The organism is uncultured Boseongicola sp. (assembly GCF_937988555.1).
In the GTDB taxonomy this organism is placed as follows: Bacteria; Pseudomonadota; Alphaproteobacteria; order Rhodobacterales; family Rhodobacteraceae; genus Boseongicola.
Genome location: NZ_CALJXO010000234.1, coordinates 1 through 9,953 on the forward strand (window position 1 = coordinate 1; position 9,953 = coordinate 9,953).

At 55.5% G+C, this 9,953-nt stretch carries 9 protein-coding genes and 1 pseudogene; 2 read left to right on the plus strand and 8 right to left on the minus strand.

Features of this window, described 5'->3' with window-relative positions; translation table 11 throughout:
- Positions 1–583, plus strand: a 583-nt coding sequence (locus Q1B15_RS14370; RefSeq protein WP_299754725.1) for a class II aldolase/adducin family protein, incomplete at its 5' end; no start/stop codon positions are given.
- A gap of 524 nt (positions 584–1,107) precedes the next feature.
- Here Q1B15_RS14370 and Q1B15_RS14375 read toward each other — a convergent pair.
- Genes Q1B15_RS14375 through Q1B15_RS14390 form a run of 4 tightly spaced genes read right to left on the minus strand, consistent with a single transcriptional unit; the run spans position 1,108 to position 4,200 of the window.
- A complete protein-coding gene (locus Q1B15_RS14375) occupies positions 1,108–1,617 on the minus strand; it encodes a MarR family transcriptional regulator (protein ID WP_299754728.1) in 510 nt (169 codons plus the stop codon).
- Positions 1,618–1,621: 4 nt separating this feature from the next.
- Positions 1,622–2,068, minus strand: a complete 447-nt coding sequence (locus tag Q1B15_RS14380) for a hypothetical protein (protein ID WP_299754730.1) — start codon at positions 2,066–2,068, stop codon at positions 1,622–1,624.
- Complete coding sequence (locus Q1B15_RS14385) at positions 2,061–3,266, minus strand: Gfo/Idh/MocA family oxidoreductase (protein ID WP_299754733.1); 1,206 nt, start codon at positions 3,264–3,266, stop codon at positions 2,061–2,063. Before Q1B15_RS14385 ends, Q1B15_RS14380 begins: the two co-directional genes overlap by 8 nt.
- Entirely contained in the window at positions 3,256–4,200 is a 945-nt protein-coding gene (locus Q1B15_RS14390) for a PDR/VanB family oxidoreductase (RefSeq protein WP_299754735.1), read from the minus strand. Before Q1B15_RS14390 ends, Q1B15_RS14385 begins: the two co-directional genes overlap by 11 nt.
- A gap of 101 nt (positions 4,201–4,301) precedes the next feature.
- On the opposite strand from Q1B15_RS14390, the gene Q1B15_RS14395 reads away from it, so the two are divergent.
- The gene (locus Q1B15_RS14395; protein ID WP_299754738.1) at positions 4,302–5,585 is read left to right on the plus strand and encodes a Rieske 2Fe-2S domain-containing protein; all 1,284 of its coding nucleotides are present in this window, start codon (positions 4,302–4,304) and stop codon (positions 5,583–5,585) included.
- Positions 5,586–5,587: 2 nt separating this feature from the next.
- Here Q1B15_RS14395 and Q1B15_RS14400 read toward each other — a convergent pair whose 3' ends face one another.
- The 4 genes and pseudogenes from Q1B15_RS14400 to Q1B15_RS14415 all read right to left on the minus strand — a co-directional run.
- Complete coding sequence (locus tag Q1B15_RS14400; protein ID WP_299754740.1) at positions 5,588–7,504, minus strand: TRAP transporter fused permease subunit; 1,917 nt, start codon at positions 7,502–7,504, stop codon at positions 5,588–5,590.
- Between the two features lie 70 nt (positions 7,505–7,574).
- A complete protein-coding gene (locus tag Q1B15_RS14405) occupies positions 7,575–8,564 on the minus strand; it encodes a TAXI family TRAP transporter solute-binding subunit (RefSeq protein ID WP_299754742.1) in 990 nt (329 codons plus the stop codon).
- A gap of 174 nt (positions 8,565–8,738) precedes the next feature.
- Positions 8,739–9,125, minus strand: a pseudogene (locus Q1B15_RS14410) (DDE-type integrase/transposase/recombinase); the annotation flags it as partial.
- A 573-nt stretch (positions 9,126–9,698) separates the two neighbouring features.
- Positions 9,699–9,953: hypothetical protein (locus Q1B15_RS14415; protein WP_299754745.1), on the minus strand; the 255-nt coding region annotated here is incomplete at its 5' end.

Sequence of the window (9,953 nt, forward strand, 5' to 3'; positions counted from 1 at the left end):
TTCGCGTAGCCCAGCAAACGTCACGCGCGACGACATCATGGAATTCACACTCGACGGCGACTTAGTGAACGAAGATCACCGAGCCCCCTACAAAGAACGCCATATTCATGGCGCGATCTATAAGGATCGCCCTGATGTAAACGCGGTGACGCACCATCATGCGCGTTCCATCATCCCGTTCACGATGAACAAGATCTCGCTGCGGCCGATATTTCATATGTCGTCCGTCATCGGCGCCGATATTCCAACCTGGGACAGCCAGGAGGAATTCGGCGACACGAATATGCTGGTGGACAGCATGGAGATGGGTCACTCGCTGGCGCGGACGCTGGGTTACAACCGCGTTGCCTTGCTTCGCGGACACGGGTGCATCTGCGTCGCCTCCAATATCAAGGCGGTCTGCATGATCTCGATCGGCCTAAAAGACAACGCAGCACTCGTTCAGGAAACGCTGCAGATCGGTGGTCTGATCCCGCTAACCGACGGCGAAATCGAGAAGACGAGTGCGATGCTTCTTGGTAGAACACCCTTGGAGCGCGCCTGGGACTACTGGGTCGCGCGCGCAGGATACCCCGGCTTGTGAAACGGTCCCACCAGGAAACATAGTCGCGTCGTAATAGCGGAATCTATCCTTTCTGACTTCAACTCTAACGGGACAGTTTAGACTGACCTGAAATGAGATCGCTTCTGGCATATCGTTCTCAGCAAAGAATGGAGATGAGACAATCTCTCGGAACAGCCGCCGCAAGAAAGTCTCCATCGAGATCCGGCCTGGGACCGCTGTCCTGCAGCCAATACGCAATATTGAAGAGAGGCGTAGACATTCTCTAACGGATAAGAAGATCAGAACGTTTTAAACCGCCTCAAAGGGAAGGAAAGCGATGCGAAGTTGAGCAGTCGGAAGGCGCTTGCGGAAGCCTTTGTTAAAGGCAACCTTAAGAACTGGAAGCAAGCTCCAAACGATCAGTTGGCGTCTTGAACCGTGCGGCAACTTAGAAAAAGATTTAAGACTTGCGCCGGGGGTCCCGCGATAATTCGCGAAACCGACGATCCGTTATCCGGCTTCCGCAATCCGATGAGAATGACTCACCCATGTCGACACACAAGTCAAACTTCGATCGTGGCGCGGGTGGCGGGAACCTTGATCCCTCGATGAGCCGCGCGGCGTTCGTCTTCGCCAAGATTTTCAATCACCGCCAAAAGACCTTTGCGCATAACCGTAACTTCTTCCGCTGTAAGACCTGCAACTGCGACAAGATTGGCCTCTGTCGCAAGCGGTTCAAGGCGTTCACGCAGGCTCCAACCTTTGGCAGTGAGGAAGGTGTGGATTTTTCGTCTGTTTCCCTCCAGTTTTTGCCGTTCGACCAACTCGGCCTTCTCCATCCGCTTGATCGCGCTGTGTGTCGTAGGTTCGGTAAGGCCAGCGCGCTGGCTGAGGACCTTTTGCGAAAGCCCGTCTTCTTCCCACAAGATTCGCATGAAAATCCACTGACCGAATGTGATCCCTTCGGCCTGCAGTCTGATCTGCAGCGATCTGTTGAAGGCGCGTGCCGCGAGACGGATTAGCCTTGCGAGCCTCTCTTGCTCGATGACCGTTTCCTTCCTTCCTATCGTCATGTTTCTATCCATCTTGGTCGGGTTGATCCTCAAGCCGTCGCCAAAACTCCGCCGCTCCCATGACCTCGCGCAATGGCGCATCCCGGTTTGGTCCGGATGTACCGGTGTCCACGGCCAGACTGCGCCCGTCCCAAAGCCACCAATAGATTATCTCCCCCAGCTTATCCCGAACAGGTGTTCGGAAGATAGGAAATGGATCGCTAACCTGCTCGTTTGCCAACAACGTCACTTGCTTGCCGAGCCGGCTCAGAGCCGACGCGAGTGAGATAAGCGCCGTAAAGCGTGGCGGTCGGCCCGTTATGGACTGCGTATGGTCAGGGCGGCGATCAAAGGCTCCATCGAACACAACGACGACTGGCGGATAGCTTGGATGGTCGTGCGTGATTTGTGCATAGATGAGGCCATTCATGGTCTCTATTTCTACGATGTCGCCAACTGCAAATTCATGCATCTGTGTCACCCTTTTCAGTCTGCTCTGGGCGCGTTGTGACCTGGTGGACAAGTCGTACTGGGTTACCGGACCGGGCCGATGCAAGGATTGCGTGGCAAACCTCCAAACTCGCAAGGCCCCAATCGCCTGTCTGAACGGGTGCTCTGTCGTGGCGAACGGCATTCACCAGTGCATCTATCATTGGTTTGCGGGGAACGTCCGAGACCGGCGCCGAACGAAACGAAATCTCGGTATCGCCGTACACATCAACACCGTAGGGCGTCAGACGAAGATCGGCCCTGTCACAGACCGCTATGACCGGTCCAAAGTGCTCGTGCGCCTCGGGTGCTCCCGGAGCCACGGATCCACCGTATGTTCGGGTGCGTTTCAGCGCAGTCTCGTCATCGGATGTCATATCCGCCAATGCGCGCCGCGCGCCTCCATAGTCCGCAGGGTCTTTTCTTCGGCCCAATTCACCGATGCCACCCATCCACTCATCGCTGTCGAAATGCGCGTAGCCGGAATAGGTTAGGCTCGCAAAGACGCCGGAAGCAAACTTAAGGAGACTGGATGCTGCCCCTTCAGTTGGTCGCGCGGGGTCCCATGCGCCTGTCATCGCAAAGACCTGCGTCGCGAGCCCACCTCCCAACAACCGGACGATATCTATCTGATGAATGGCCTGGGAAAACAGAACGCCCCCACCCTCCTCTGTCCGCAGCTCTTCGGGTCGTCTGGGGCGATACAGAAAGTCAGTATAGTTAAAGGCCTGTATGAACCTGAGTTTTCCGAACTCACCGCTTTCGATTATCGCCCGAGCCAAGGCGACTGGCGGATCGAAACTGTGGCTCGGGCCAACAAGCAGATGGACGCCCGCAGCCTTTGCTTCAGCGACCATGGCCTGACCGTCTGCGACAGATACTGCCAATGGCTTATCGACCAGGATATGCTTTCCAGCGCGAGCTGCCGCAAGAACATGGTCCCTGTGGACCTGGTGAGGAGTTGCCACGTAGACCGCCTCGACCGCGGGATCTCGGCACAAGGCCTCAACGGAGTCATAAGACTTGCCACCAAACTCGCCTATGAAAGCTTCGCGACTTTCGGCCCGGGGCGCGGCAGCTGCTACCAGCTTGATGCGTGGATCTGCCCGGAATGACGGTAACGAAAGCACGAATCCACGCCCAAGGCCCGCGACGCCAACGCGGACAGGATCAGAGGTCAAGGACAAGCCTCTCCGACAACGCGCGCGAAACGCAGATCATTATCCGATTTTCTTTCTCGTGTTCCATCAGAACCATGTCCCGGTGATCAGGTGTTCCGTCAATCAGGATGGTTTTACATGTCCCGCAGGTGCCGCTTTCACACGAACTAACCGTTGGAATCCCTGCTTGCCGGATCGTCTCGAGAATCGTCCTGTCGGCGGGGACTTGGATTGTCCTTCCGCTTGCCTTCAGCTCGACCTCGAAGGGAGTGTCGTCTGCCCGCACGACCTCGACGGGCTTGAAATCCTCGAAATGCACGCGCCCTTCGTTCCAATGGCCAGAGACGCCCTGCACTTCTTCCATCAGCGGCTTTGGTCCGCAACAAAAGACGTGCTGGTCTTTTGGCTCTTCGAAGTGATCCCAAAAGTCGTACGCCCGATCCGGCTCGCCTCCGTCGTGGTGCAGTGTCAGCCGGTCGCCAAAGGCGCTCTGCATATCTTCCAGATATGCCGTATCTTCGGGACTGCGGGTGCAGTAGATGATATGGAACGGGCTGTTCTCCCGATCTAACTTCCGCGCCATGGAATAGATCGGCGTCACGCCAATGCCACCGGCAATAAGCAGGTAATCATTTGCCTCGGTCAGTTCGAAATCGTTTATGGGAGGCTCTATATCAAGTTCTGTTCCAACCGTCGCGTCATCATGCATGGACTGCGATCCTCCGCGTGACTGAGGCTCGCGCTTCACAGCAATCGTATAGTGTTCAGGGGCCTCTCCATCATTAACCAGTGAATAGCGCCGCATCGCGCCGGAGGGCGTGCGAACAGTGATATGACTTCCGGGAGTATGATCGGGAAGCGCCCCTCCTTCAGCGGCAGCCAAGGTGAATTCGCGTATCTGCGGTGTGAGGTTTCGGCGCGACGTCAGGCGCACTCGCAGGGTCTCAGTTGTCATGTGTGCCTCTGGTCTAGATGCTTCGGGCTTGCTTTGACTTAGATACCTAAGTAATTTCCTCAATGCCAGATGCGTCACCAGAATAGCTGAATGAGATAGATATGCTGACACCGGAAGAGAACGAACTCCTGACCCGCGTCACCGGCGACGCACCGATGGCCGAACTCATGCGTCAGCACTGGACCCCGGTCTGCCTGATCGAAGAGGTGGCCGAAGCCGATGGCACTCCCTTGCGCGTCGAAGTGCTTGGAGAAAGCTACGTGGCGTTTCGCGACACCAAAGGACGTCTTGGAATGCTCGACGAGCTTTGCCCGCATCGCAAGGCGTCGCTGGTCTATGGCAGGAACGAAGAGTGCGGCCTGCGTTGCCTCTATCACGGATGGAAGATGGATGTAGATGGCAATGTCGTCGCCATGTCATCCGAGCCCGAAGGTAGCCCGCTGAAGGACAAGGTAAAAGCACGCGCCTACCCCGTTCGCGAATGGGGCGGCTTCGTCTGGGCCTGGCTCGGGGATGCCGATGCGGCGCCTGAGTTTGATCCGCCAGCCTTTGCGCCAGAAGCAGATACAGTCGTATCGATTCTGAAGATTCGCGTTCCCGCCAATTGGGCGCAGATACACGAGGGACAGATCGACAGCGCCCATTCCTCAAGCCTGCATTCTTCCGACATGAAGCCCGCGCGTGTCGAAGGAGCGGCCGCGGATGAAAAGGCCTGGTATCGCCCCTCTACCGACAAGTCTCCGCGGATGCAGACGGAAACCACAAGCTACGGGTTCCACTATGCCGCGATCCGCAAGCCCATAAAGAATGCGGCATCGCACAATTACCTGCGGATCACCGAATTCGTCGCACCGTATTATTCGCTGATCCCGCCGAACAACAACTACACGGTCGCTAGCGTTATCGTACCGATCAACGATGTTGAGACAGCGTTCCATTTCATTGCCTGGGGCGGTCCCAATGTACCAACGACCGAGGAATGGCGCGCGTTCAATCACGCAGTGCCGGGACAGGATCTCGACCGCAAATGGCGCCCTCTGCGAACGCTCGAAAATGACTTCATGCAGGACCGGGAGGCAATGAAGGCAGGAAACTTCACCGGCGTTCCCGGCATCCCAAATCAGGACATTGTCATGTGGGTCAGCATGGGCGCGTGCGTCCAACGACACACGGATGTTCTCGGGGCATCCGATCTGGCGATCGTTGAGTTCCGGCGCCTGATGACCGACGCGGCGCGCAAGGTAGCGGAAGGTGGTGCGGCAATCGGAACAGGCACAGCCACACAGAGGCAGGCTACGATCGCTTCCCACGAAGGCGTTTACCCCAAAGAGGTCGATTGGCGCACACTGGTGCCCACCAAACCACTCATTGACGCGGCCGAGTGATGCTAGCTGACTTCTGAGTTCTGCTCAGCACCGGTCTTGGTTGTCGTTCGAGTCCACATGCAGGTAATCACGATAACCGCTGCACCGATCGCAGTCACAAGGTAGCCGCCAAAAAGAAGACAGAGCGCGCCGCCAAAAAGAAGCCAACGCTGCGCTGGCCGGATACGCCCCATCAAATATCCTTCGATAGCAATCGCTGCAAAGATGAGCGCGATGAAGGCTGAAGTGACTGCAAACACAATCTCCCACACTGTTCCCTGAAGCAAAAGACCGGGGTGATAGACGAAAGCAAAAGGTATCAGAAACGCGCCCAGTGCAATCTTGACCGACTGCACGGCGATCACGAGCGGGTTTTCGTCTGCGATTGCGCTCGCCGCGTAGGCCGCAACGGCAACGGGTGGAGTGAGGGCCGACATGACCGCGAAGTAGAGAATGAAAAGGTGCCCTGCCAATACGTCTATGCCAAGCCTTTGCATCACGGGTGCAATCAGGACCGCAGCAAGGATGTACGCACTGGGTGTCGGCATTCCCATGCCCAGCAAGATCGTAAGCACGGCGGCCACCATAAGTGACAAAAGCACATCTGCACCCGACACCATAAAAACAAGCGTCGAGAACTTTGAGGCAAGGCCAGTCATTGTGATCCCGCCGATCACAAGCCCGGCCGCCGCGCAGGCACCCGCGACAGCGACCATCCGCAAACTGGACTCTGAAAGTATCTCGAAGATTGCGCTTGGTCCCAAACGGCTCGAAGCGCGGATCATCGCGACCCCGACCACCGCGACCAACCCGTAAAGGGCACTATAAGTAGGGGTGTACCCATTGAGGAGCGACCAACTAATCACGATCAGAGGCACAATAAAAAGTCCGCCATCGCGCATGACTTTGCCAAAGGGTGGGATCAACGATCGATCCACGCCCGCCAATCCCTCTTTCAATGCTCTGAGGTGAACCTGAGTGTAGATAGGGACGTAGTAGAGCAGCGCCGGTATCAACGCAGCAATTGCGATATCGACATATTCAATGCCTGTGTACTCCGCCATTATGAAGGCGGCGGCCCCCATGACGGGCGGCAACAGACTTCCCCCAGTGGAGGCCGAAACCTCGACGGCCGCCGCGAAATCCGACCGATATCCCATTTTTTTCATCATCGGAATCGTGACACTGCCCGTCGTTACGACATCCGATGTGGGGCTGCCCGATATCGTTCCGTAAAGCGCCGAGGAAACCACTGCGATCTTCGCCGGACCACCCGGAGACCGACCGGTCAGAAAAGATGCAAGGTCGTAGAAAAACTGCGCGCCTCCGGACTTGGCCAGCGCCGTTCCGAACAGGACAAACAGAAATGCATATGTAGCCGCCACACGCAGCGGCACACCAAAGAGACCATCAGATGTGAAGACGGTGATATCCAGGAAATGCTGATAGGTTATGCGCCCGTGGCCAAGAACACCATCCAGTCGATCTCCGAAAAGGTTGTAAACAAGAAACATCACTACGATCAGCGTCAATCCCATGCCGACAGTGCGGCGCACCGCCTCCATCGTCAGAAGAAGCAGTGCAGAACCAAACGCGATATCCCATGTGCTCAGCGGGTCGAAAAGCGTGATCCGCCGGGAGATCGTTTCCGCGGTCGAGACGAAATATACGCCGATCACTCCGGCTGAAAAAGCAAGAAGCAGATCGACCCAAATTATGTGTGTTCGACTGGCCCTTGCGCTGGGCCCAATCAAAAGAAAGGTCAATACCAGCATCAGGGCCAGAAACGTCATAGTCAGCGCAAGCGTGTCCTGACGCGAAAAAGCAGCTGCATAGATCACCCAGACCGAAACACCCGCTGCGAAGGTCCGTACGAACGTGCCGATCATCCCCTCGGGGCGTCGCCGCGTGCCAGTGTCAAAAAGCAGATTAAGCAACACGGCCCAGCTTCCTATCTAAGTTGCAAAGGGCGGGCCAATGGCCCGCCCTACTCGTGACTATCCGTTCAGTCTAGTAACCTGCGGCAGCGTAAATCGCCTGTGCAGCGGGATGATAGGGAACCGTGGTCGCCTCAGACATCAGTTTCACATCCAGCGGTGCCATGGCGTTGTGAACCCCCTGCAGTTCGACCGAATTTTCAGTCAGGGCGCGCGTGATATCGGTGACAAGCTGCGCATCTGCGTCGTTGCGCACGAAAAGCTGCGCCGAAACGGTGACTGTCAGGGTATCCTGAGGACTCCAGTCATAGGCACTTGAAGGCACCGTAAAACGCTGGATATCCCACTCATCGATGACCTTCTGTGCCGTCTCATCGGAGATTGGCACAAGCTTGACGTCGATCGATGACGCAAGCTCGCGGATCGAGCTATGGTTGACGAAAAGCGAGTTCAACAACATGTCGACACGCCTATCCCGGATAAGATCGCCCTGTTCACCTGAGGCCGCATACTGAATGCTGCCACCCCAGGCCTCGATCTGGTCGGGGCTAGCGCCAATAGCATTCAGCATCGACGCACCTATATCGCTGACGATATTGCCACGGCGGTTCAGCACAATGCGAATCGGCAGTTGCTTGGTGGCAATATCTTCAAGTGTAGAAATGCCATTTTCTTCCGCATAGTCGGCGTTGATGATCGCCTGCATGGGGGCCCAGGTGTAAAGCTGTGCGATGGTCGACATGCTATCAATCGGCGCCGAGAAGGGCTCAAGTCCCTGAATCGCCGCCTTGGCCTCGGCATCGTGAATGATGGCGATATCGCATGTACCATTGTCCAGAAGTCCCACGTTTGCTAAACCACCGCCCGAGGTCTGGTAAGTAACTGTAGACCCCGGAAACGACTTCTTGACCGCAGCATCGATGCCGGCGCCGAGAAGGCTCCAAAGCCCGCCCGGGCTGGCTCCACAAAGGGTCAAATTATAGGTCTGCGCGCTCGATGGGCCGACCGATGCAAGTACAAGTGAGATCGCCACTGTGGCGGTCCCGACGACGGATTTTATCATGACTTTCCTCCCGTTTGATTTTTTGTTTTGGCTAACACTTAGCTGTCTAATAATATTAAACTCTATTGGACTTTAAGGATATGTCAAACCCAACGGACTCCTTGTTCCAGAAAGCCTGAAAGAGTGCTGTCAGACGAATGCGAACAATCTTTACTAGAAAAATTAGGCTGTCCTCTAAGCCGTGCGGAAGTCGCGCCACTCGGCAAAAGCGGCGGCGCGGATAAGCTTGAAATTGGCTCGGGAGAAGAAGTGGCCTTCCTGATTGAAGTGATTGTTAACTGAAGAATGGACGGAGAAAAATTTCTGTTAACTTCGTATGCGACGGAAGCGGAGCATTGCCCGCTCTCTTCGTCGAAAAGGTAGGTGCGAATTCTCCGCAAGATTGTTCAGCCAGCGTCCTGTTTCCTGCCGACCTTCAGAACCGACCTCCTTCAGTGCAGCGCTGTCAGATCGAAGCATGTCCGTCAAAATGACTTTGGGTCGCGATTTCTTTCTCATTGCTTTCCTTAGGAATTTCAAAGCTGCCCTCTTGTCACGCGACTTCGCGACGAAGCTTTCCAGCGGCATTGTCAGATTAAACCAGTATGGCCGCCTCTTCCGCTCCAATCCTTTCAAAGATTGGACAAATCTCTATGTTTGGTTGGCATTAGCCAAACATCAGCAATTCAAAACAGCCCGAGATCCGCTCAAAAAGTATAGCAAGTGAATTTAATCTGACAATGCCAACGAGCGTGCATAAGCGGTCTACGCGAAAAACGAGTTCACCTGAAAGGCAGATAGAATAGTCCAGCCCTGAATGGCTGCTTTCCTCGCGGGTATCGAGGGATTGTGCGGATGCGGCGAATGACCAGTTTCCGCCCTTGTGTTGAGCAACGCAAACGGCCCTAACCGGACTTTGGCCGTTCCATACAACGCTGCGGTGCAGCTTTCGCATTGCGGCCATTCGTGCATGGCGCAGCATTTTTGTCGGCTAAAACGTCGGTGTGCGGACAAAGCGGGATTTCCAGTCGTTGGGCTATCAACTCGACGGGTTCCTTGAGGAGGCTGCCAGACTGGTTTCCTGATTTTTCTTAGTGAGGATGGAAGGAGCCGAAGTGGCTCCTCCCTTTGAAATTTGATTGAAAAAAATTCGCGTTAGAACGAGCCTGTCGAAGCACCGGCTGTTCGCCCAGCGACATCGGTAAAGCTGCTACGCGCCGAAGTTCTTTCGCCTATTTCAAATTCTAGCCCAAAAGCAATGACGTCCACATCAACAGAACCTTCGGATACTCTTTCAGTTTCCGGATATATTTCCCCAGGCGGGGCTGGTCCCTGAGTTGCGGATATACATAATTCCGTAATTTTGTATGAATCTTTTTCTGCCTGCCGCCAAAGTCCTGTTGCAGGTCT